22 protein-coding genes are annotated in these 23,347 nt (G+C 31.6%); 11 read left to right on the top strand and 11 right to left on the bottom strand.

What is annotated here, in order from left to right:
• The first annotated feature begins 544 nt into the window (after positions 1–544).
• From B6K90_RS16415 to B6K90_RS16390, 6 genes are all read left to right on the top strand, one after another.
• Positions 545–874 carry a DUF1904 family protein gene (locus tag B6K90_RS16415; RefSeq protein WP_088013849.1) on the top strand — a complete coding sequence of 110 codons (330 nt, stop codon included), beginning with the start codon at positions 545–547 and terminating at the stop codon, positions 872–874.
• Between the two features lie 247 nt (positions 875–1,121).
• Positions 1,122–2,480 (top strand): arsenic transporter, encoded by a 1,359-nt coding sequence (locus B6K90_RS16410; protein WP_088013848.1) that lies wholly within the window; start codon positions 1,122–1,124, stop codon positions 2,478–2,480.
• A gap of 31 nt (positions 2,481–2,511) precedes the next feature.
• Positions 2,512–3,177, top strand: a complete 666-nt coding sequence (locus B6K90_RS16405) for a DUF2642 domain-containing protein (protein ID WP_088013847.1) — start codon at positions 2,512–2,514, stop codon at positions 3,175–3,177.
• Positions 3,178–3,440: 263 nt separating this feature from the next.
• On the top strand, positions 3,441–4,190 hold the full coding sequence (locus B6K90_RS16400; protein ID WP_088013846.1) for a metal ABC transporter ATP-binding protein: 750 nt from the start codon (positions 3,441–3,443) through the stop codon (positions 4,188–4,190).
• Positions 4,187–5,062: a metal ABC transporter permease gene (locus B6K90_RS16395; RefSeq protein WP_088013845.1), complete on the top strand. Its 876-nt coding sequence runs from the start codon at positions 4,187–4,189 to the stop codon at positions 5,060–5,062. Before B6K90_RS16400 ends, B6K90_RS16395 begins: the two co-directional genes overlap by 4 nt.
• A gap of 18 nt (positions 5,063–5,080) precedes the next feature.
• Positions 5,081–6,010, top strand: coding sequence for a metal ABC transporter substrate-binding protein (locus B6K90_RS16390; protein ID WP_088013844.1), 930 nt, complete (start codon positions 5,081–5,083; stop codon positions 6,008–6,010).
• Between the two features lie 62 nt (positions 6,011–6,072).
• Here the strand turns inward: B6K90_RS16390 and B6K90_RS16385 are convergent, their stop codons facing one another.
• The 5 genes from B6K90_RS16385 to B6K90_RS16365 form a co-directional block, all read right to left on the bottom strand.
• Positions 6,073–7,284, bottom strand: a complete 1,212-nt coding sequence (locus tag B6K90_RS16385) for a DUF4097 family beta strand repeat-containing protein (RefSeq protein ID WP_088013843.1) — start codon at positions 7,282–7,284, stop codon at positions 6,073–6,075.
• The gene (locus tag B6K90_RS16380) at positions 7,281–7,736 is read right to left on the bottom strand and encodes a hypothetical protein (RefSeq protein WP_088013842.1); all 456 of its coding nucleotides are present in this window, start codon (positions 7,734–7,736) and stop codon (positions 7,281–7,283) included. Before B6K90_RS16380 ends, B6K90_RS16385 begins: the two co-directional genes overlap by 4 nt.
• A gap of 14 nt (positions 7,737–7,750) precedes the next feature.
• On the bottom strand, positions 7,751–8,212 hold the full coding sequence (locus tag B6K90_RS16375; RefSeq protein WP_088013841.1) for a hypothetical protein: 462 nt from the start codon (positions 8,210–8,212) through the stop codon (positions 7,751–7,753).
• Complete coding sequence (locus B6K90_RS16370) at positions 8,209–8,757, bottom strand: RNA polymerase sigma factor (protein WP_088013840.1); 549 nt, start codon at positions 8,755–8,757, stop codon at positions 8,209–8,211. Before B6K90_RS16370 ends, B6K90_RS16375 begins: the two co-directional genes overlap by 4 nt.
• Before the next feature lie 504 nt (positions 8,758–9,261).
• Entirely contained in the window at positions 9,262–10,425 is a 1,164-nt protein-coding gene (locus B6K90_RS16365) for a CapA family protein (protein ID WP_088013839.1), read from the bottom strand.
• Between the two features lie 384 nt (positions 10,426–10,809).
• Between B6K90_RS16365 and B6K90_RS16360 the strand changes: the two genes are divergently transcribed.
• The 3 genes from B6K90_RS16360 to B6K90_RS16350 are packed head-to-tail and all read left to right on the top strand — an operon-like array spanning position 10,810 to position 14,158.
• On the top strand, positions 10,810–11,760 hold the full coding sequence (locus tag B6K90_RS16360; RefSeq protein ID WP_088013838.1) for an AAA family ATPase: 951 nt from the start codon (positions 10,810–10,812) through the stop codon (positions 11,758–11,760).
• Positions 11,761–12,960, top strand: coding sequence for a DUF58 domain-containing protein (locus B6K90_RS16355; RefSeq protein ID WP_088013837.1), 1,200 nt, complete (start codon positions 11,761–11,763; stop codon positions 12,958–12,960).
• A gap of 16 nt (positions 12,961–12,976) precedes the next feature.
• Positions 12,977–14,158, top strand: a complete 1,182-nt coding sequence (locus B6K90_RS16350) for a hypothetical protein (RefSeq protein WP_139840746.1) — start codon at positions 12,977–12,979, stop codon at positions 14,156–14,158.
• A gap of 414 nt (positions 14,159–14,572) precedes the next feature.
• Here the strand turns inward: B6K90_RS16350 and menC are convergent, their stop codons facing one another.
• Genes menC through B6K90_RS16330 form a run of 4 tightly spaced genes read right to left on the bottom strand, consistent with a single transcriptional unit; the run spans position 14,573 to position 18,584 of the window.
• On the bottom strand, positions 14,573–15,688 hold the full coding sequence (gene menC / locus B6K90_RS16345) for an o-succinylbenzoate synthase (RefSeq protein ID WP_088013835.1): 1,116 nt from the start codon (positions 15,686–15,688) through the stop codon (positions 14,573–14,575).
• A gap of 27 nt (positions 15,689–15,715) precedes the next feature.
• A complete protein-coding gene (locus B6K90_RS16340; protein ID WP_088013834.1) occupies positions 15,716–16,558 on the bottom strand; it encodes a GNAT family N-acetyltransferase in 843 nt (280 codons plus the stop codon).
• Complete coding sequence (locus B6K90_RS16335; protein WP_088013833.1) at positions 16,533–17,708, bottom strand: amidohydrolase; 1,176 nt, start codon at positions 17,706–17,708, stop codon at positions 16,533–16,535. The genes B6K90_RS16340 and B6K90_RS16335 overlap by 26 nt, the downstream gene beginning before the upstream one ends.
• 21 nt (positions 17,709–17,729) lie before the next feature.
• Complete coding sequence (locus B6K90_RS16330; RefSeq protein ID WP_088013832.1) at positions 17,730–18,584, bottom strand: MurR/RpiR family transcriptional regulator; 855 nt, start codon at positions 18,582–18,584, stop codon at positions 17,730–17,732.
• Positions 18,585–18,901: 317 nt separating this feature from the next.
• Between B6K90_RS16330 and B6K90_RS16325 the strand changes: the two genes are divergently transcribed.
• Together B6K90_RS16325 and B6K90_RS16320 are read left to right on the top strand one after the other, a co-directional pair.
• On the top strand, positions 18,902–20,008 hold the full coding sequence (locus B6K90_RS16325) for a glycosyltransferase family 4 protein (protein ID WP_088013831.1): 1,107 nt from the start codon (positions 18,902–18,904) through the stop codon (positions 20,006–20,008).
• A complete protein-coding gene (locus B6K90_RS16320; protein ID WP_088013830.1) occupies positions 20,001–20,783 on the top strand; it encodes a HipA family kinase in 783 nt (260 codons plus the stop codon). Before B6K90_RS16325 ends, B6K90_RS16320 begins: the two co-directional genes overlap by 8 nt.
• Positions 20,784–20,928: 145 nt before the next feature.
• Here B6K90_RS16320 and B6K90_RS16315 read toward each other — a convergent pair whose 3' ends face one another.
• Together B6K90_RS16315 and galU are read right to left on the bottom strand one after the other, a co-directional pair.
• Positions 20,929–22,239 (bottom strand): UDP-glucose dehydrogenase family protein, encoded by a 1,311-nt coding sequence (locus B6K90_RS16315; RefSeq protein WP_088013829.1) that lies wholly within the window; start codon positions 22,237–22,239, stop codon positions 20,929–20,931.
• A gap of 1 nt (position 22,240) precedes the next feature.
• Positions 22,241–23,152, bottom strand: a complete 912-nt coding sequence (gene galU / locus B6K90_RS16310) for a UTP--glucose-1-phosphate uridylyltransferase GalU (RefSeq protein ID WP_088013828.1) — start codon at positions 23,150–23,152, stop codon at positions 22,241–22,243.
• Positions 23,153–23,347: the final 195 nt, after the last annotated feature.

Here is a 23,347-nt window from a genome sequence, read left to right as displayed (position 1 = left end):
AAAAGAGTGTTCACATTTTAGACATAATTGAAAATATGATTTTTTCTAAAAAACCTATATGTTTCAAGGCTTCGACGTGATTGTTCAGTTATTCACAACGTTCACATTTTAGACAAATATTAGATTATGATTAACTTTTTGTTCACATTTTTGAAACATACATATTAGTAAATTAGTATAATAATTTTTGTGGGTTTTTACAAAATAATCTGTATTTTCACACAAAAAAAATAACGCAGAATGATCTGCGTCAAAAAACAGGGTTATTTATTTGGTGAAGAGAAAAACTACTGTCCTAGCACGTTCTTCTCTTCTATAGGGTTGGGGGGTTCTAGGGTCGCACTCCACATTTTACTTTTTAATGTGTATACAAACGAAGAACTAAGAAAAACAATGGCTTATTTCTTAAACTTCTTTTATTAATCTTAGATTACCACAACTGAAAATGATTATCAATACCAATTATTGTATTTTTTTATAAAATATAATACAACATATTCATAAGTAAATTAAGTTATAATTGTAGAAAAAAGGTGGGACATATATGCCTCAATTATTAATTAAAGGGATTTCAACTGATGATATTTGCAAAATTAGTAAGCCATTAATCGAAGAACTTGCAAAGGTTTGTGAGTGTGGAACAGATAATTTTACGATTGATTGTATCCATTCAACTTCAGTCTTTAATGGTGAAATTGTAGAAGGCTTTCCATTTATTGAAGTAAAGTGGTTTGAACGTGGAGTCGAAACTAGGGACCTTTTTGCAGCTACTATCGAGAAACATATTAACACTTTACATATTCCAGAGTTTGAAATTGCATTTAGTACATATCAAGAAGATTGTTACTATATAAATGGAAAGAGATTTCCTTAATTGATATTCCAATATAATTATGGTCAGCTTAACAGCTGGCTATTTTTTTTTGAAAATTGAATTTTTTGAGGCAACTGTACCTATAGGACGATGTCATTTCAGGACATTTCAACTATGTGGACAAATATACAAACTAAAAAAAATGGTCTATTAACTAAGTACATCAATACTAAAATTGAATATTAATATATTAATCGGACAAGTAGGACACAAAAAAATGCTACCGATTAGAGAAAGGTGAATGAAAATGAATTTTGAAATTGCAATGACAGCATTTGTTTTCATTATGACAATGGCTGTCATATTCTGGAGACCAAAAGGAATTCATGAAGCATGGCCTGCTTCAGTTGGAGCAATAATCATTCTAGTAACTGGAATTGTTAGTCGACACGATTTATATGACATTATTACGAAAATCGGTGGAGCTTCAATAACAATTATCGCAACAATTGTTATGGCAGTAATTTTGGAAAGCTTCGGGTTCTTTCATTGGTCAGCAGCTCGACTAGTTACATTGGCAAAAGGATCAGGTTATCGATTATATTGGTACATCCAACTATTATGCTTTTTAATGACTTTACTCTTTAACAATGATGGCAGTATTTTAATTACAACTCCAATCTTAATCCTTCTATTAAAAAATCTTCGTCTAAAACCACACCAACAAATTCCTTATTTATTATCTGGAGCACTTATTGCGACAGCTTCTAGTGCTCCAATCGGAGTAAGTAATATTGTAAACTTAATCGCTTTAAAGATTGTCCATATGACGCTTTATATGCATACAGCAATGATGTTCGTCCCTGCAACATTAGGTTTATTGTTTATGTCAGTGCTCATGTATGTTGTTCTAAAAAATAAATTACCTGAGAAACTTCCAATTTCAACAGATGATATTGAAGAATCGTTCTTTATAAAAAACTTCCATCCATTAAAAACAAAAATTTCAGTTGAAACGAAAAAGAAACGTACAAAATTTATGTTAAAAGTTCTTGCCTTCGTATTCTTAATGAGATGTCTGTTATTCGTTGCATCTTACTTTTCAATCCCGATTGAATTAGTTGCGGTACTTGGATCCTTAATTTTATTAATTTGGAGATGGTACCATTTAAGAACAAAGCCTACAGATATTTTAAAAAAGACACCTTGGCAAATATTACTTTTTGCATTTTCAATGTACGTAATTATCTATGGGCTTCATAATGCTGGTTTAACAGAGTTTTTAGTAAAAGAATGTGAACCAATCGTTAACCAAGGAATATTCCAAGCGAGCTTTATTATGGGCGGTTTAGTAACTGTTTTATCAAATCTATTTAATAATCACCCTGCGCTTATGATTGGAACAATTACGCTAACTGAAATGGGTCTTGACCCAATCACCTTAAAAACGATATACCTTGCTAATATCATCGGAAGTGACATGGGATCATTATTATTACCAATTGGTACTCTTGCTTCATTAATTTGGATGCACATATTAAAACAAAATAAAATTAAAGTAAAATGGAAAGATTATTTAAGCGTCACAATAATTGTTATCCCTTTATCAACGGTCGTTACATTATTTCTACTATACTATTGGGTACAATTAGTATTCGCACATTAATCAATACTTTTACCTCTAGGAGGAGATCTAAGTGAGTGATGTATCTACATTACTTGGAGAACAAGTTTCAGTAAAACTATCTGGAGATGTAGTTTTCGAAGGAATTCTTACTGATTTAGGACAAGATATTTTAGTGCTTTTTAATGGCATAAAATATTATTATATTCCTTGGATGCATATCCATATGGTATATCAAAAAATTGATTTAATAGAAAAAATAAAGAATCCTCTTGAACCATCCATTAGTCAGGAAATGGAGACAATTTCTTATCGTAAAATTTTACTAAATGCAAAAGGTATATTTTCAGAAATATATGTAACTGGTAATATAACTTTTCATGGGTATATTATGAACGTACTAAGTGATTATCTAGTGTTTTACTCACCTGTATTTCATACTATGTATATTTCTTTATCACATTTAAAATGGATCACACCATATAACCATAAAGTTATTCCGTATAATTTAAACGATGAATCTCTAGCAGTTCATCCATCTACTACTCCTTTAAACAGATCTTTAGAAAGTCAACTTAAAAAAGAAATTGGAAAGCTTGTGATTTTCGATGGTGGAACAGATCCAATGAAAATTGGGCTTTTAAATAAAGTAGAAAATAATCAATTAGAGCTTTCCATTGCGAGTGGACAAAGTGTTTATCTAAAACTAGGTCATATAAAATCTGTCCACTTACCTTAGCTGGATATTACCTTTGATACGAATTGTATTTAAAGGTTTTTTTTTGCTTTTTTTACTTAACTTAAAAAAGATCTTAACTTTATTCTTTACAAAATTTATGATAGCAATTACAATTTTGATAAATCAAAAAAAGTTGTACGAAGGAAACATTTCTAATCATCTTTTAATATTCCCTTACATATAATGCTTTAAATCAATATTTTTTCGATCAAAAAGTTGCCCTAACACAAAAAATATAGACAAGCGCAAAAGGAGGTTTATTTATGAGTCATTCAATTACTATTGACGAGCTTTATGTATCCTATCTTGGAAATCCTGTTATTCAAGAAGTTTCTTTTGAAGTAGAACAAGGTAAGCTTGTTGGGATCATTGGTCCGAATGGTGCAGGAAAATCAACATTAATTAAGGCAATTCTTGAATTAATTCCACGTGATAAAGGATCGATTAAAATTAACGGAGGTTCAATACGTGCAAATCGAAAACTGATCGCATATGTTCCACAAAGAAATCATATCGATTGGGATTTCCCGATTACTGTTTTAGATGTTGTCCTATTGGGTACATTCCCTCATCTTGGCTTTTTTAGAAAGCCTAAAAAAAATGAAAAATTACTTGCAACTGACTGTTTAAAAAAAGTAGGAATGGAAGCATATAAAAATAAACAAATAGGAGAACTTTCCGGTGGTCAGCAGCAACGTGTATTTTTAGCAAGAGCATTAGCACAAAATACAGAAATTTTGTTTTTAGATGAGCCTTTTGTAGGCATTGATATGACAAGTGAAGAAACAATTATTTCAATCTTAAAAGAATTGCGTGATGCAGGTAAAACGATCATCGTAGTTCATCATGACTTAACTAAGGCTCAAACTTACTTTGACGAATTATTATTACTAAATCAACGACTAATTCAATATGGATCGGTCGAAGACGTACTTAATCCATCAGTCATTTCTAAAGCGTATACAAATCATCCATTCTATTCAATTGAAAGGGGAAAGGTAAGTTTAATATGAGTGTAATAAATTTTTTTGAAGCATTAATGACGTATGATTTCTTACAAAAAGCATTGCTTACTTCAATAATTGTAGGCATTATTTGTGGAGTCATTGGTTGCTTTATTGTTTTAAGGGGCATGGCATTAATAGGAGATGCTATTTCACATGCTGTACTTCCAGGTGTTGCGATTTCATACATGTTAGGATTTAACTTTTTTATAGGTGCTGTTGTTACAGGTATTTTAACGGCCATTGGTATCGGATTTGTTAGTCAAAATAGTCGCATTAAACATGATATGGCAATTGGAATTATGTTTACATCAGTATTTGCAGTCGGAATCATTCTCGTCACTTTTATGAAAAGTAGCGCAGATCTATATCATATTTTATTTGGAAATGTTTTATCAGTCCGTTCTTCTGATATGTGGATTACGGTCTGTATCGGTATTGTTGTAATTAGCCTAGTCTACTTATTTTATAAAGAATTACTTGTATCAACGTTTGATCCGACGATGGCACAAAGCTACGGTTTACCTACAAAATGGATTCAATATGGATTAATGGTTCTTCTAACCTTAGTCACTGTAGCTTCTTTACAAACTGTTGGTATTATTCTTGTCGTTGCAATGTTAATAACACCTGCAGCAACTGCTTACTTACTAACGAATCGACTTTGGATCATGATTTATTTAGCTGCCTCGTTAGGGATATTTTCATCTGTAATTGGACTATATTTTAGTTTCACATACAATTTGGCTTCTGGGGCAACAATTGTACTTGTAGCAGCATTCTTCTTTACGATAGCCTTCTTCTTCTCTCCATCTCAAGGCTTAGTATGGAAACTAATAAAGACAAAGAAAAATAGAAAAAGTATTTCATTTCAGAAGTAAATAAAGGAGGTAATGCTCATGAGGATTTTTAAGAAACTAATACCATTGATACTAGTATTCATATTGGCATTGTCAGCTTGTTCAAATAAAAATGTCGACAATCATAACAAACTGAAAGTAGTTACTACTTATTCAATTATTTACGATCTTGTGAAAAATATTGGAGGAAATAAAGTCGAGATTCATAGTTTAGTTCCAATTGGGGCTAACCCCCATGAATATGATCCACTTCCAAAAGACTTAATGAAGACGACTGACGCTGATGTTGTTTTTTATAATGGTTTAAATCTTGAACAAGGGAATTCTTGGTTTAATAAACTTTTAAAAAGCTCCAATAAATCCGGTAATGAAGCTCCAGTTTATATGGTTAGTCAAAATGTAAAACCTATTTACTTAGAATCAAATGGATTAGAAGGTGAAACAGATCCACATGCGTGGCTTGATATACGAAATGGAGTCATTTTCGCTAAAAATATACGTGATGCATTAATAAAGGAGGATCCAAAAAACAAATCATATTATCAAAAAAATGCAGATAAGTATATTCAAAAGTTAGAAAAGCTACATGAAAATACTTTAACAGAATTAAGTAAAATACCACTAGAAAAGCGATTCCTCATTACTAGCGAAGGAGCTTTTAAATATTTTAGTAAAGCCTATCAGTTACAATCAGGCTATATTTGGGAAATTAATTCTGAAGGTCAAGGTACTCCTAGCCAAATAAAAAATGTTGTTGATTTAATTAAAGAAAAAAATGTAAAAGTACTTTTCGTCGAAACAAGTGTTGATCCACGTAGTATGGAAACAGTATCAAGAGAAACAAGTATACCAATAGCAGGTACAGTATTTACGGATTCCTTAGGCAAACCAGGTGAGGCTGGTGACACTTACTTAGGTATGATGGAGTGGAATACAAAAACAATCATTAATGCATTAAGCAAGAAATAAAGGAGAAACACAAAAAAGCCCCATGCAATGCTTGGGGCCTTAACTTAAAATATAGTAATCTTCTAATTTTTATTTACGTAAATTGATCCATCCGACGTTTTTAAATTTAATTGATGTTCTCCACTTCCAACAATCGCTTTATTTGTATGATTTTCATCTTTATTTTTAGATTTCCAACCTATATTCCCACTAAAGCTACCATCATTTGTTTCTGCATTGATTGTAACGTTATTGTTCTTTAATAAGTCGATTTGAAGTTCACCGTCATCAGAAGTAATTTTGCTATCTCCAATTAATAATGCTTCCTCAACATTAATTGCACCATTATTTGTTTTTGCATTAATTTCTCCTTTAAAATCACTCAAGTGAATTTCTCCATCATTAGTCGCTATTTCACTTTTTCCTTCCATATTAGCATGGTCAATTGAAATTCTACCTTGACTCGTATTTGCATTTAAATAACCAGAAATATGTTTAATTGTGATTTCTCCATCATTTGTTGCAATTTCACTTTCACTTTTTAAATTAGCGTTCGTTAAGCTAATCGATCCATTTCTAGTTTTAGCAACTAAGTTTCCAGTTACATTTTCAAGATTAATTTGACCGTCATTTGAATTAATGACTGTTTTATTCTCTTTATTTGTTAGGTTTACAGATCCATTATCTACCTTTATGTTTGTCAAAATACTTTTAGGCAACTCTATATTTAGCTCCGCTCTATCATTATCAAAGTGAAAGATCTGATTGTGATCATTACTAATCTCTATATACATTTTGTTGCCGAGTGTTTTTACCGAATAAAAATCTGCTAATTTCCCACTGCCTTCTTTATCTCTATCTGGAATTCGTATGTTACCATTTACTTTCAAGGAACTTGAGTCAGTTCCATTTACATTAATCTCTCCATCAGAAGCTTTAATAATAACCTCATTAATTGATGGAGAAATAGTTTGTGAATCATTTATTTCAATATTTTTAGATTTAAACGTATAACCAATTTCTTTCATAAACAAATGACCAATACTAAATATAATTGAAACAACCATCATTAATATGAGTAAAAAAATACTAAATCCATGAAAACGAAGCGAATCTTCTTTTCTAACTAAATGGAATAGTAATATTTCAATTCCTAATAAAATACAAGCAACTGGCCAAGCATTAATTAGAATCTTCGAGTAAGGAATTGATATAAAATTTTGTAGAAACCATAGTAAACCAATTGCGATTAATATAATTCCTGCTGTTATAGTACCAACCTTCCAATTTCTCATACTTCTTTTTTCGACTTTCCAGTTAATAATTTAATTCCAAGTACGACAAAAACAATACTGATAAGTAAATTTTGAACTAAATTATAGTCAATAAAGATATTGTAATGTCTAGAAATATAATCAGAAGCGTTCTCTAATAAAGATAAGCAACCAAAACCGATTAGTACCCAGCCAATTAAAAACTTATTAAATTTAAATTGATGATTTACGATTGGCTCATCTACCAATTCAATGTCCTCACGATATTTACTATGATATTGAAGTGCATCAAAGTAGCTATAAAATACGATAACTGGTATAAAAAATCCAAAGCTTGAAATTAAATGGGTTAAAAATACTGTACCGAAAAATAACAGCATAAACTGCAATCCTCGACTCATTAATCCTAAATAAAAATGGCCAAGACCAGGTAAAATCGATAATAAATAAACTAATTTTTTACGTTTTTTCAATGTTTGTACCTCCATTATTTTTTATTTCCTTTCAAAATTTTTGGAATTGGAATTGATAGTTTAATTTTTTCACTTTTTTCAATTAACGAAGACGTCTGATCAATCGTTTGGACAACGTGACGATTTGAATTTGTAATACGTTCAGTTAATTGAAATTGGAAGAATAAAAATGTTGCTGCAGCAGCCAATACTAAATGGATCAAGCGAACTTTTTTTGAATTAGTTTTAAATGTCTTTTCGTTAGCTTGTTCAGAAATCTGTACTGATTCTGTTTGTTTCATTATTTCGTTCACTAGCTCATCTGAAAAATGAAATTCAGGTGGATTCATCCATTCCTCATCTAATTCATATAGAAGTTCAAGTTCCGTCTGGCATGAGATACATTCATTTAAATGCTGTTTAAGCAAAAGAGATTCTTTATTTGAAAGCTTCTTTTGTTGATACGATAATAGTTGATCAAAAGTTAAATGTTTCAAATGATCCCTCCTTTATGCTTGTCTTTAATTAATCGTTTGGCTCGATATAAACGTGATTCTACAGTTTTAACAGCTACATTTAATTTCAAAGCTATTTCCCCATAGGTAAGTTCTTCAAAATAATATAATTTCAATACATCGCTATATGCTTGTGGTAACTCAATTAAATATGAATGAATAAGTTCTTTATCAATCGTTTTTATTAAAGCTTCTTCAGGTGATAATAAATTCTCCTCTGGTAAAATAGAAAGTAATTCACTAGTTTCATTTTCCTGTTGTTTAACTTGTTTTCTTTTAAAATCAATTGCTTTATTCATTGTAATTCGATAAATCCATGTGGCCAAACTAGATTCCCCGTTAAAGTTTTCGAGAGAACGATACAATTGGAGAAAGACCTCTTGCGAAATATCTTCAGCATCCTTTTGGTTATTTGAAACTTTCAGTGCTACTGCATATACCTTTGATTGATATCTTACTATTAATTCCCTAAATAGCTGATGATTCCCCTTTACTATATTTCTTACTAATTGTTCATCCGACTCCATTGCATCACCTCTTTTCCTCTTCCATAACTTTAGACGAAGACAAATTTAAAAACCCTGCAAATTTTTTTAAAAATTTTTTAAAGACTTCCATGTGGCGGGGTATGGGCCTCCGTCGTGTTCACTATTATAGGGTCTATGGCTTCTCACATTTCCCATGGTGTCGAGAAAAGTACCAAATCAACTTCCTTTAATTATCAGATTTTCAAAATCTATTCATAAATCCCAACTATTAAGTAGTTTGTGAGAAAATACTTATTTAATGAATGAAGAACATAAAAAAGCTTGTATTGTAGGTATACAAGCTTTACGTATTCAGGGAATAAATCTAGATTAAGTCTTTTTTTATATTTTTTTGATCGTTTTTTATGATTTTGCTTCGTTTTAAACAATTCTGAGACTGTTTTATCTAAATTTTTAATTTTTAATTGCGATTTGCCTTTTTTATTTACGAATCACCCTTTTCATTTAAGATTTACCTTTTTATTGAGTATTAAAAACTATAATTTATTGAACCTCCGAAATACTTTTTAAATCCTTTATATATGTTCGCATATGGTTCATTATTTCGTTGTATCTCATTTTGCCATTTTTGAGATGGACATCATTAATATTTTCTAAAGACATAATTTTAAAATTACGATTATCACGATAGTAATTATAAGTTGGAAAAAAGCTTGGATTTTCCAATTCAATTTTTACATTTTGATCAGTTTGAGTTTTAATAACATCAATTGTAGCCATTCCACCAGTTAACTCATAGATTTCATCTTGAGCTGATAAGTAATTTCCTAATGAGTAAAACACGATTGTTTTATTCCCCATTTTTCCAGTGATCCATGCCGGTGGTTGCAGGACGTGGGGATGATTTCCAATAATAATTTGAACTCCCATATCAGCCAATTGTTTTGCAAGATTCTTTTGTGTATTGTTCGGCATTCTTTCATATTCAATACCCCAATGCATGGCAACTACTAGCACATCTGATATTTTCTTTGCCTTTTCAACATCACTACGTATTTTGGCAAGGTCAATCAAATTAACTAAATAATCTTTTCCTTTAGGGACGGGAATCCCATTTGTACCAAATGTGTAAGCAAGAAATGAAAATTGAATATTATTTTTACTTATCACTCTAATTTGATCATGATCTGCTTGTGATTTAAATGCACCTGTATACGGCATATGAATAGCGTTCCAATGAGAAAGTGCACTTTGTATAATTTTTTCACCTCGATCAAGTGAATGATTATTGGCCAGTGTTACAAAATCAACCCCAGCCCCTTTAAGTGCATCTCCAACTTCATATGGACTATTAAACGCTGGATACGTAGATAATCCGAATTGCTTTCCACCAATCATCGTCTCTTGATTTGCTACTAAAATATCTGGCTTTTCCATCGTTTTTCTAACTTCATCAAACATTTTATTAAAATTATAAACACCATTAGGAAGCATAGCATCTTCATAAACTTCATTATGAATTAATAGATCCCCCACAGCACCAACAGTCGCCTTCGAAACAACCTGATTGATTTCTTTAACAGGTTCTTTAACTTGTTCTGTTTTTGGTTTATTTTCTTTTACTTTGTGTTCTTCTTGATTATTTTTTGTACATCCACTCATTAAAGCAAAAATACAGGTTACTAATAGTACAATTATTTTCTTCATCATTTTCTCTCCTGTTAAAGCGAGGTTCAATGGAATGCAAAGTATAGGAAAAGACAAAACAATCCGGAACCTTTATGTAGTCATATTTTTATCCATATCATTCTTTAATACTCTTTATAATCATTAAAAAACTATATTCTTCCAAAGGTATTTCTCTAATTTCCATTTTTTAACAAACGGACATTATATTTTACAGTGTTTATTTAAAAATATCAACCTATATTAATAGTTTACTATAATACTTTTTTTAAAATTGAGAATTATTGGACTTTACAATTGTTGAACTTTAAAATAATAGCATATTCAACAATTTTTTAGATTTTTAAACAGATTAAAATTCATATTTAATCATTCTTAATACGTTTGAAAGATAAGGAGAGAACAATGGAAAGATCAGAAAAGTTATTACAACTAAAGAAAGAGATAAGTCAAGTTATAATTGGTAAAGATGATGTCGTTGAAATGATCTTCATCGCTCTCATTAATAATGGGCATATTCTATTGGAAAGTGTCCCTGGTACTGGAAAGACACAATTAGCTAAAAGCTTCGCCAAAACGATAAACGGTTCGTTTAAAAGAATTCAATTTACTCCGGATTTATTACCTAGTGATGTAACAGGTATTCAATTTTTTCATCCAAAAGAACAAGACTTTCAACTTCGAATCGGTCCTGTTATGACGAATATTTTATTAGCAGATGAGATTAATCGTGCTACTCCTAGAACCCAAGCTAGTTTATTAGAGGTAATGGAAGAACGTCAGGTAACAATCGATGGAGAAACTATCCCTCTTCCAAACCCGTTTATCGTTATAGCAACTCAAAATCCTATCGAATCACAGCAAGGTACGTTTCCATTACCAGAAGCACAAATGGATCGATTTTTTATGCAAATTAGTTTGGAATACCCAACATTCGAGGAAGAAAAAAGCATTATGAAGTCATATCGTTCAAATACTCCATTTACGAATTTAAAAAATGTACTAACTTTAGAAGAAATTGATGAAATGAAAGAACAAGTGAAGACTGTTACAATTTCGGAAGAAGTAGAGGATTATATTTTAAATATTATTCATTCAACGAGAAATCATGAAGATATTCAACTTGGCATTAGTCCACGTGGTACATTGGCATTAATGAGAGCTTCACAAGGTAAAGCATATATAAACAATAGATCATTTGTCACTCCACAAGATGTGAAAGATGTTGCGATCTATCTCCTTTCACACAGATTAGTCTTGACCCTTGAAGCATCCTTAAAGAAAAATGCTAGACAAGTTGTTGAATCAGTTTTAAATCATGTTGAAGTTCCTGTAGAAGCTGGAGCTGGTCAATAAATGACTTGGAATAAAGAAATACATGGTAAAAATTCACTTGATATCCTCATTATTTTTGGGGTTATATTTCTAATCATTAATTTCTATCAATCTTCCTACTTATTAATGTTTTTAGGAGGATTTTTAATAATTATTAGTCTGATGAGTCGATATTATTTAAAACATATTGCTGATCACCTTTTAATCGAAAACGACAAGGAGCCTATTCGAGTTTCAGTTGGAGAACAAATTAATTTGCCTATAAAGATAATCCAAAATAATTGGTTACCAATTATTAACGCAACAGTTCGAATAAAATTGGAACCAATAGTAGAAGGTATAAACTTTAAAACGGTTAGTAGCGATTCGAATTTAGAACTAATTTTACCTATTCAACTAAAAGGTAACGAGAAGATTCAGATTACATTACCACTTTCTGCTACTAAACGTGGTGTTACTAGAATTAAACAAGTAGAATTAAAAATTTCAAACTTTTTCAGTTTAGGTCATCTATATTTAACCTATAAACCATTTTTACATAAAGAAATTATTATTTACCCTACTTTAATTCCTGTACCTCAAATTGACCAAATAATTTCAACTAACTCATATGGTGGTTTTGTAACGAATACTAGTATGTTTGAAGATTTTTTAGCTCCGATTGGAACAAGAGACTATGTATATTCAGACTCATTTCATCGAATCCACTGGAAAGCTAGTGCTAAAACTCAAGTACTTCAAACGAAAATTTATGAACGGACTGCTGACTATTCAATTACATTTATTATAAATTTACGTGATACTCGTCATGATACTTTTAGATTAAGTATAATTGAAAACATCGAATCAATTGCTAGCAATATAGCCTATATAGTCCAATACGCTGCAATAAAAAATATTAATTATGAAATATTTCTAAATTTGAACATGGAAAGTGGAGTTCCTGTTTATCATTTACCTATTGGTGGAGGTAAATCTCAATTAAGTAAAACTTATGATATACTTGCCCGAATTAATGGAGCAAGAATGACACAGCCAATCGATAGATTATTGCATTACGTAGAAAAGCAACAACGAAAATCTCCTGTTGTTATTTTATGTGGCCCGTTCTGTAAGCATGGAGATCGCTATTTCTCCCAAATGCAAAAACGGGGCCAAAGTATCTATTATCTACAAGATGATTTAGAAAGTCCAAAGCTGGTTCCATTTGGACAACATTAGTCGAAAGGATAATGAAATGATTTTACGTTTAATTTCTGCATACTTTTTTTCATTAGAATATCTATTACTCTATTTATTCGTTTTATTCATATATGAATCAAAAAATCAACTGCCACCTACTTTGGCGATCATTTGTATTTTTATGATTGGAATTCTATTTTTACTTTATTCATTACGAAAGTCTCAAGTATCCCGAGTTATTCTGTTTTTAGCAGCCATTATTTCTGGAGGAATTAGTTATACTCTTGGTTTAAATTCAGTTACATCTATTTTATGTGCTAGCTTTATATATTTTCGTCTTGAGGCTTTTCTTAAAGACACTTCGTTATGGATAGAAGAAAGGAATAAATTACAAATCATTTTTTATTTAACTAGTTTGGTAGTCCTCTTTTTTGGCTGGACTTCACAATACTCTCATACAAACTTGATATTATGGATCATAATCATTTTTACAATTCTATTTAGTTTAGGTAGATACTTGCAACAAACAGCCACTACACAAACCGTTAAAAACTATCGAGGAATTATCGTATCTATTAGTATAGCAGCCCTGCTTACTGGTATCATTACGTTAATATTACCTTTTCTAAAATGGGGGATTTTTAAATTACTAGACGGTTTATTTAGCGCAGTTGGTTTTTTAGGAACTCCTCTCTTTAACTATGTAGATCATATCACTATAAAAGAGAAAAAAATTAAGCTGAGTCACGACTCAAGTGCTGAAGATAAACTTCCACAAAATATTCGTAATCACCATTACATTTTAGAGTCGATTCCTACTTGGGTATGGATATTAATTCTAATTATCACTTTAATCGTAATTTGGCTAGTCATAAGAAAACTTGCATTTATACGTAATGAAAAACATACGTTCCAACAAGAAATCAACATTGAATATAGTGCAATACCAGAGAACAGTAGTAAAAAAAGACGTCTTTTCAAACACTCCTCCCCAACAGAGCAAATGAGAAAACTAATCTTTCAACTTCAAAAATATGCATCTAAATACAAGATGGGTCGAAACCAAAATGAAACATTAAAAGAATGGTTGGAGCGAATTCAAATACTAAATGAAGATGAACTAATCAATGCATATAACTCTGTGCGCTATGGTAAAGGTGAATTAAATGATATTGAAAAATATGAAGAACAAGTGAAAAGAATAAAGGAAAAGATTAAGAGCAAGGAAAAGGAATAAAGATAATTAGCAAGATTAAGAGTAAAGAAAAACCCCGAACCTTAGGTAATTGATGTTATTTGCTTACTCATGAAGGGGGCATGAGTAAGTATTAATGATATATCAGGTTATTTACTTACTCATAAAGGAGTCATGAGTAAGTATTAATGCTAAATCATTAAATTTACTTACTCATAAAGAGGTCATGAGTAAGTATAAAACCAAAATCATTAAATTTACTTACTCATAAAGGGGTTATGAGTAAGTATTAAAGCAAAATCATTAATTTTACTTACTCATAAAGAGGTCATGAGTAAGTATAAAACCAAAATCATTAAATTTACTTACTCATAAAGGGGTCATGAGCCAACACTCAAAAAAACACAAACCTACACTTAACGAGGTTTGTGTTTTCTCTTTATATACTTCTTGCAGTTAATTCCTATTATAAACTTTCGTACCTATTGTATATTTTTCAATATTTTGCATGTGTGGGTCGTAGCCGATGCCTGGTTTGTTTGGTACGGTGATTATTCCATTTTCTACGGTTACTTCTGGTTCAATAATGTCTTCAGCCCAGTATAATGCAGATGCTGCTGTGTCACCAGGTAGAATGAAATTTGGTAATGAAGTGATCGCAATATTATGCGCTCTTCCGATACCTGATTCTAGCATTCCACCACACCATAAAGGAATTCCATTTTCCTGGCATAGATCATGTATCTTTCTTGATTGAGTCAGTCCTCCAACTCGACCGATTTTAATATTAATAATTTTACAGCTTCCTAGTTTTAGTGCTTTTCTAGCATCTTCTAGTGAGTGAATACTCTCGTCTAAACAGATTGGAGTTTTCATTCTTTTTTGTAAATCTGCGTGATCGATTATATCGTTGTATGCAAGTGGTTGTTCAATCATCATTAAATTATAATCATCTAAAGCAATTAATTGGTCCATATCAGATAATGTGTATGCTGAATTAGCATCCGCCATCAAAGGGATAGTTGGATACACTTTTCGTACTTTATCGATTAGTTCAATATCCCAGCCTGGTTTAATTTTTAATTTAAAACGTTTATATCCTTCTGCTAGTCGGTTTTCGATAATTCTAATTGTTGAATCGATTGAATCTTGTATCCCAATGCTTACTCCTACTTCGATTTCCTTTTTAGTTCCACCTAATGCAGTTGAAAGTGAAATATTTTCTTGTTTAGCATACATATCCCAAATTGCGCCTTCAATTGCAGCTTTGGCCATATAGTTGCCACGAATATGTGAAAAATACTTTTCGGAAAGTTCGTCTGGATGGTTAATATCATTATTTAAAACGATTGGAATTAAATAATCTTCTAGAATATGCCAGTTTGTTTTTAAAGTTTCTTCATTATATAGTGGATCAAGCATAGCAACAGATTCAGCCCAACCTGATATACCGTCTTCGCTTATTGCTTCTAATAGAATAAACTCACGGTCGTACTCAGTACCAAAGCTGGTTGTAAATGGATGCAATAAATCTAGCTTCATATGGCGTAATATTACTTTATTAATTTTCATTTCCGAACTCTCCTTTATAATACTTTTCTATTTTTTTAGTACATAAAAATGAACAGGCATATCTGATTCTGAATTCTTATAAAATCCAGTAACTTTCCATCCGCTTTGAAATAATTTTTTAAAGGACTCTCTAGTAAGCATTCGCCACTGGCTTGCTATTTTTATATCAGTTTCTCTAATTGTTCGGAAATCTTTTGGTACTGCAACAAAGGCTAAATCGTTAATCTCAAAGGAATCGTTTTGAATCGGCATTGGCAATCCGTCAATATTTTCTTCCCATTTAATAAGAGAATTCTTAACTGCTTCATTTAAATCAATTGGTCTCAAACTCTCCTTTTCCTCTTCCCTTTTTGCAATATGCCATTCAACTAGAAAACGGTCAGATGGAATTCCACTATTTAATAAGTCTTCCATTTCCCCATAGCAGTTTTCAATATACGTATTACAAACTCCACCTAACTTAGAAATATTTAAATATCCATTTGCCGTTTCCAATGGATCATATGTCCAAGTAATTAGTTTATAGCCGAGTTTAAGAGCTTCTTCTCGTTGGGCAATTTTAAGCAATTTTCCAATCCCTTTATTACGAAACTCTTGATCAATTCCAAGCATATGAGAACATAGATAAACATTTCGTCCATCATATCCAGGAAAACTATATTGAAATCCAATCATTTTATCTTCAAAATAAGCCCCTAAAACTAAGCCGCCATTTTTTGCAGCTGTAATTGTTTGATGCGTAGGAATTGAATCCTCAGCCCCCCAAATATTTGATTCTAATTTTCGAACCTGCTCCATTTCTTCAATTGAATGAAGAGAACGGATCTTAATTCCAGAATTAACTTCAGATTGATTCAGTTTGCTTAGCATAATCTTCACCTCTTAATAGTTCTTGTTCTGATGCTAATAAAACTGTTTGAGTTAAAATTTTCGCTCCATAATGTAGTGCTTCTAAATTAAAACTCATATGAGGATGATGTAGCCCCGGAGCTAATCCACATCCTAAACCGACCATTGTGGCAGCAATTTGAGGATATTTACTTGTATAGAAATGGAAGTCCTCACCCCCATTTGAAATACATTCAGGCACTACGTTTTCACGTCCTATCATTTCAGCAATGGCTCTTTCGGTAATTTTTATTGCGTGTTCGTTTTGTACGGCCGCTGGAACAAATTCTTCCATAGACCACGAAATCTTCGCTTTTGTTTCAATCATCGTTTCCTCAAAAACCTCAACAGTACGAGCGTTTAATTGATTCATAATATCATTTGTTTGCGCTCTAACATCAAGTGAAAACTTTACCGTTTCTGGTATCGTATTTGATGCTTCATTCTCAGTTTGAATTTGCGTCATTTTAATTGAATGAGGGATATTCGTATTTAAATTTATTTGTTTTAATTTACTTACAATTTCAGCAGCTACTTCTATTGCATTAATACCATCTTGAGGTCTAGATGCATGAGCCTGAATTCCTCGTATTGTTCCTTTAATCGTTTCAGCAGAGCCATGTATGATCACTGGAGACGCCATTTGAAAAGGCACTTCTCTTTCCGGTCTTAAATGTACGCCAAACAATGAAATGACATTATTTAATGCTCCATCTTCCATCATTTGAAGTGCTCCTTCACCCTTTTCTTCAGCTGGTTGGAAAATAAATCGAATCGTATGTTTTGGCTTCATTCCACTTGCTGAAATAGCCAACGCTGCAAATAAAACCATCGTACTATGAGCATCATGACCACATGAGTGATTTGGCATTACAACACCATCTACTTCTTGAACTAGTGCATCCATATCAGCTCTTAGTGCAACAACTGTATCATTTTGACCTTTAATTTCAGCAATAAATCCAAAATGATTTTTAAACGTTTTGATCTGAACGTTTGCATCAATCAGTCGTTCTCTTAAATACTTTGCTGTTTTTTCTTCATGCCAACTAGGCTCTGCTAGCTTATGTAAATCTTGATAAGTTTTTAAAATATTTTCTTTATTACACTCAAGAAAAGATTGTGGATTCATAAGATTTTCTCCTAACTGTTTTTACTCTATAAATACTTCATAGGTAGAATAGATTTTTTCCAATTTTTGTTGATACATTTGAATTCTTTTTTGGTCTTTTTCATATAATCCGGCAATCACTAAATTTAATAGGCTAATAACTGATGCGATCGAGTTAGAACCACTTTCTACATTTTCTTCTGTAGTTAGAACAATATTTGCAATTCGACCAATTGGAGATAATAATCGATCAGTAACCGAAATCAAACTTACTCCATTTTCTTTCGTACATTCTGCAATTGTAAGTGTTTCTTTTGCATACCTTGGAAATGAAAATGCAACAACAACTGATTTTTCTGTTAAATTACAAAACTTTTCATAAAAGTCACCTGCTGGTGAACAATACATTACGTTACCTCTTATTGTGCTTAATGTATTCGAAAACCAATATGCTGCTATGTGGGATACACGATGACCAACTATTAATACTTGATCAGCAGAGGTAATTGCTTCAACAGCTTTTGAAATTTCCTCTAGATTCGAAGGTTGTAATAAGTTTCTTAAAATATTTACTTCATTTTCAATAATTTTTGTAAAAGTATTTTGAACTTCCGCATATTTAATCTCTTCTTTTTCTTTTATAAAATCGGCTTTATTTAAATGAAGAAACTCATTTTGAACACATAACTGCATATCACTGAAGCCTTCAAATTCGAGTGCATATGAGAGACGAATGACTGTTGTTTCACTTACATCAGCTTTTTTTCCAATTTGGAAAGCAGTTTTAAAAGCACACTCCTCTAGATTTCCAATCATATAAGTCGCTACTTTTTTTTGCCCTGGTGATAATTGTGAAAACTTTTCCTTAACTAACAATTTAAAATTTGGTCGCTCCATTATTTTTAATCCTTCCGATAATGAAGTTTATCCTTCATTTATTTTAAAAGTTGCAGTTAATACTTCTTTTTATTATACATTATCATATCCCTAAATTAGGAGCAAGGAAAAATAGAAGTAAGTTTTTCTGCTTTTAACCTAATAAATATTTGTAGTTAGTAGTTAATTGCCCTTACAATTTACCTCAATTTGAATTAACTAAAATAGGACTACTATTCAAAATTTGAATCCGGTCAAAAGCCGTAATCGTGTATACAATAAGTTTTCAAATAGGTTTAAAAGTTATTTGTATACCCTAAAACTAAGGAGGGGAAAATTTGAAAGTCTTAATAATCTGGCGTCTCTTAACAGTTGGTGGAGTAAATGCTGGCTGGAGGAATCGTTCAATTTATTTTAAAAAGTTTGGAATTCAAACCGAGTTTCTATATACAACTGATCATGGTGGATTACACATAATGGAAGATATTGCACCGGTCTATTTAACGAAGGACGAAAATGAAATTATTAATATTATTAAAAACAATGCATATGACGCAATCATTGTAGTAGATACGGGATCAGCGTATAAGTGGTTACAAAAAGCTAAATATAAAGGTCCAGTTATTGTAGAAGCACGTACGCCCGAGCTTATGAAACTACAGCCTCATTTAAAGAAATTCAGATCGATTGAACCTGTTTCGATTATTGTTCCATCAAATTATCAAAAAAGATTAGTCTCCATCTTAACAGATAATATCCCCATTAAAGTAATCTACAATGGTGTTGACACATCATTTTTCCATCCATTAACACAAGATGAAATCGCATACGAAAATATTCCAATCCTACCAAACAATAAAAAAATTGTGTGCTGTATCGGTAGAGTGGATAAACGTAAAAATTGGCCAATGTTAATCGAAGTTGCAAAATTGATAAAAAGTGAACGGTCGGATATTGAAATCTGGTTAATTGGAGGAGCTCAAAGTGTTCAGCGAGAGGATTTTTCTTTAATTTGGAAGGAAGAAGGTCTAACCGATATTATCAAATGGTTTCCTGTCATTCCTTATCAACAAATGCCCCATGTATACGCAAAAGTGCTTCAATCTGGTGGTTGCACGATCGCAACCACAAAAGTTGAATCATTTGGAAATACTTTTATTGAATCTATGGCATGTGGGGTCCCTGTTGTTGCTTCTAATATAATGCCTATTTCGGAAATCGTTCTCCAAGGTGAAACAGGTATGCTTTTTCGAGGACATGATGTACAGGATGCTGTAAAGAAGATTTATTCGATCGTTGATAATCAAAAACTTCATCAAAAGCTCTCACAAAATGCCATCAAACATGTTGAGCAAAACTTTGCTATTCAAAAAGTTGCCGATATTTATCGAGAATATCTGTTAAAAATTGGTAATACGAATAGTGATGTGATTCAAAATGATTGAACCAGTTTCCTATATTAAAAAACTAGAAGGAAAATCAAATGCTCATTTAATTACCTTTAGTGATGGTAGAGATTATGTTGTGAAATATTTTCAGTCTGGATTTGAGAAAACATTACCAAACGAATGGGTTGCCTATTGCATTGCTAGATTTTTAGATTTACCAGTTCCTTTTGCTCAAATCGTTTCGATTCCTGAAGAATTTTCAAGTACAATACCGGATATAGATATGGAAAACGTCAGGCAGTCAAAGTTTCAATTTGCTTCTTTATATGTACCTGAAACGTTAAATGGTCACCAAGTTGTATCAGTTCCTAATATTTTAAATAACAATCAGCTTGCTGGAATCATTTTATTTGATTATTGGCTATGTAATGGTGATCGTACTCGAAAAAATATTTTACTTCGCGAAGAAAGTTTAGATCAATTTAAACTTTGGATCATTGACCATGCTGAAGCATTTGGCTCCTATAGCTGGTTAACTTCGGAGTTAGAAACTTTGCCTCAAAATATAATGAAAAGTTCAACTCATCAATTCATGTCCCAATATATAAATAGTGAAGAAGAATTTAATGAACAACTGCAGATCATCCAAAGATTTCCGGTACTGCTTTTAGAAGAAATAGTAGAAGTAATACCTGATGATTGGTTATTATCAAAGGAAGACAAAAAGGCAATTGTAGGCAGATTAGTAAATCGTAGAAAAAAAATTCTCCCTTATCTTAAACATAAATTTGTCAAAACGATTTACCGTCCATTACATGAACAAAATGAGTAGAATTGTGACTAAATAAGATAAAAACGACTTCAAATTAGTTTGAAAGTCGTTTCAGTCCTGTCTGAAAATCAAGTTTTTTAACTTTGTTTAAAACACGAAAACGACTTCAATTTATATTGAAAGTCGTTTTTTCTTTTTAATTATTCTATTTAATGATAGACGGTTTACCAACTGGGTAATATTCTATTTTCTCACAATCTCTTACTCTGTCTTCCTTTATACAGTTTCTTCCGTCAAAGATGATTGGATTCTTCATTTTATTTAGTATGCTAGGTAAGTCAAGTTCTCTAAATTCTCTCCACTCAGTAACAATAAAAATTGCATCTGTATCCGTTACACACTCATTTATTGAGCTAGCAAACGTAATATTGCTACCTAGATTTTTTTTTGCGTTTTCAATTGCAACAGGGTCATATGCAATTACTTCTGCTCCTAATTTAGTTAAAGAATTTATAATATTAATAGAAGGTGCTTCTCTCATATCGTCTGTATCTGGTTTAAAAGATAATCCTAGACATGCAATCTTTTTCCCTTTTAATATACCAAATCGTTCAATAGCTTTCTTAACGAGCAATTCGCGTTGAAAATTATTTATCGAAATCGTTTCCTTTAAAAAACTAAATTCAATCCCATTTAATTCGGCTGTATGCAGTAATGCTTTAACATCCTTTGGGAAACAAGAACCGCCATAACCTATTCCTGCGTATAAAAATGCTTCACCGATTCGTTTATCTTTACCCATTCCTTTTGCCACATCTTCAACATTTGCACCGAGTGCTTCACAAAGATTTGCAATTTTATTTATATAACTTATTTTACTAGCTAAAAATGCGTTGGATGCATATTTAATCATTTCTGCACTTCGAATACTAGTAATTAAGATTGGTACATTTAACGGTTTATACATTTCTTCAACAATTCTAGCAGACTCTTGATTATTGCTACCAATAATGATTCGATCTGCTTCCATCGTATCCTTTATTGCAGAACCTTGTCTAAGGAACTCAGGATTTGAGACCACGTCAACTACAATATCTTTGCTACAATTTTGTTGAATAATTTCCTTTACGTTTTCATTCGTTCCAACCGGAACCGTGCTTTTAATAGCAACAATTACATCTTGTTTAATATTTTTCGCAATATCAATCGCTGCACTTTCAAGATAGGATAAATCTGCTGCCCCATCTTCTCTTTGAGGGGTACCTACTGCAATTACAATAACACTTGCATCTTCTAAGCCTTTATCATATGAGGTTGTGAAAAATAATTTTCCTAACTCTATATTTCTAGTTATTAATTCTTCTATCCCTGGTTCATATATTGGCGAAATACCTGCATATAAATTATTAATTTTAAGTTCATTTATATCAATACATGTTACTGTGTGACCAATCTCTGCCAAACAGACTCCTGTTGTTAAACCTACATAGCCCGTACCTAATATAGAAATTTTCAAGTTAATCCACTTCCTGAATATTCATATTTAGAGCATTATTTGATATGACCTCATTTAAAAAAGCAATCACTTCATCTTTTATATCTTCTCTATTAATCGCAAAATCAATCGTAGCCATTATGAATCCGATTTTATTTCCAATATCATAACGTTTCCCCTCGAAATTAAATGCTAGGACAGACTGATCTTTATTTAATTCATTAATCGCATCAGTTAATTGCAATTCGCATCCTTGTCCAACAGAAAGTGTTGATAAAATATCGAAAATCTCTGGAGTAAGAATGTATCGTCCCATAATTGCATAATTTGATGGGGCATCTTTCAATTTTGGTTTTTCTACTAGACACTCAACTTGAAATAGGTTTGTATTTGTATCGTAAGTACTTTCTTTTTGTTTAATAACGCCATATTTACTTACTTCTTGATCAGGTACAGTCTGAACAGCAATAACTGGGGCATTATATTTCTCGTAAACATTAATAATTTGCTGTAAGCAAGGTGTTTTGGACATAACGATGTCATCCCCTAACAAAACAGCAAACGGTTCATCTCCTATAAAACTCTTAGCACATAATATTGCATCTCCTAATCCTTTCGGTTCCTTCTGACGCACATAAAAGATTTTCACCATATTGGATATTTTCTGCATTTCTTCTAAAACAGTTAGCTTGTTTTTTCGAGATAATGATTCTTCTAATTCATATGATTTATCAAAATGATCCTCAATTGCACGTTTGCCTCTACCACTAATAATAATGATTTCCTCAATGCCGGAAGCAACAGCTTCTTCAACGATATATTGAATAGTTGGTTTATCAACTATAGGTAACATTTCTTTTGGCAACGCTTTTGTTGCCGGCAAAAAACGAGTCCCGAGACCAGCAGCGGGAATTATAGCCTTGCGGATTTTCATTAAACTTGCCTCCAAACTTTTGTTCATTCTACTTTATATGTAATTTAAGGAGGACTTGTCACCATATATACCTATTATGTTTAGAAAGTTTAGAACATAATAACTAGCTTTTTTTGACCTTCAGTTTTTTTAAATAAGAACACTGGAACAATCTATTACAAGGAAATATTTATAGGAAATCATGCACCAATATAA

Source organism: Gottfriedia acidiceleris (genome assembly GCF_002128425.1).
GTDB classification, from domain to species: domain Bacteria; phylum Bacillota; class Bacilli; order Bacillales; family Bacillaceae_G; genus Gottfriedia; species Gottfriedia acidiceleris.
This window is presented reverse-complemented; position numbering and strand designations above follow the sequence as displayed.

Bases quoted from the DNA above. Each gene is read 5' to 3' on its own strand.
- B6K90_RS16415 (WP_088013849.1), top strand. From the start codon at position 545: ATGCCTCAATTATTAATTAAAGGGATTTCAACTGATGATATTTGCAAA.
- B6K90_RS16410 (WP_088013848.1), top strand. From the start codon at position 1,122: ATGAATTTTGAAATTGCAATGACAGCATTTGTTTTCATTATGACAATG.
- B6K90_RS16400 (WP_088013846.1), top strand. From the start codon at position 3,441: ATGAGTCATTCAATTACTATTGACGAGCTTTATGTATCCTATCTTGGA.
- B6K90_RS16395 (WP_088013845.1), top strand. From the start codon at position 4,187: ATGAGTGTAATAAATTTTTTTGAAGCATTAATGACGTATGATTTCTTA.
- B6K90_RS16390 (WP_088013844.1), top strand. From the start codon at position 5,081: ATGAGGATTTTTAAGAAACTAATACCATTGATACTAGTATTCATATTG.
- B6K90_RS16385 (WP_088013843.1), bottom strand. From the start codon at position 7,284: ATGAGAAATTGGAAGGTTGGTACTATAACAGCAGGAATTATATTAATC.
- B6K90_RS16370 (WP_088013840.1), bottom strand. From the start codon at position 8,757: ATGGAGTCGGATGAACAATTAGTAAGAAATATAGTAAAGGGGAATCAT.
- B6K90_RS16365 (WP_088013839.1), bottom strand. From the start codon at position 10,425: ATGAAGAAAATAATTGTACTATTAGTAACCTGTATTTTTGCTTTAATG.
- B6K90_RS16360 (WP_088013838.1), top strand. From the start codon at position 10,810: ATGGAAAGATCAGAAAAGTTATTACAACTAAAGAAAGAGATAAGTCAA.
- B6K90_RS16355 (WP_088013837.1), top strand. From the start codon at position 11,761: ATGACTTGGAATAAAGAAATACATGGTAAAAATTCACTTGATATCCTC.
- B6K90_RS16350 (WP_139840746.1), top strand. From the start codon at position 12,977: ATGATTTTACGTTTAATTTCTGCATACTTTTTTTCATTAGAATATCTA.
- menC (WP_088013835.1), bottom strand. From the start codon at position 15,688: ATGAAAATTAATAAAGTAATATTACGCCATATGAAGCTAGATTTATTG.
- B6K90_RS16340 (WP_088013834.1), bottom strand. From the start codon at position 16,558: ATGCTAAGCAAACTGAATCAATCTGAAGTTAATTCTGGAATTAAGATC.
- B6K90_RS16335 (WP_088013833.1), bottom strand. From the start codon at position 17,708: ATGAATCCACAATCTTTTCTTGAGTGTAATAAAGAAAATATTTTAAAA.
- B6K90_RS16330 (WP_088013832.1), bottom strand. From the start codon at position 18,584: ATGGAGCGACCAAATTTTAAATTGTTAGTTAAGGAAAAGTTTTCACAA.
- B6K90_RS16320 (WP_088013830.1), top strand. From the start codon at position 20,001: ATGATTGAACCAGTTTCCTATATTAAAAAACTAGAAGGAAAATCAAAT.
- galU (WP_088013828.1), bottom strand. From the start codon at position 23,152: ATGAAAATCCGCAAGGCTATAATTCCCGCTGCTGGTCTCGGGACTCGT.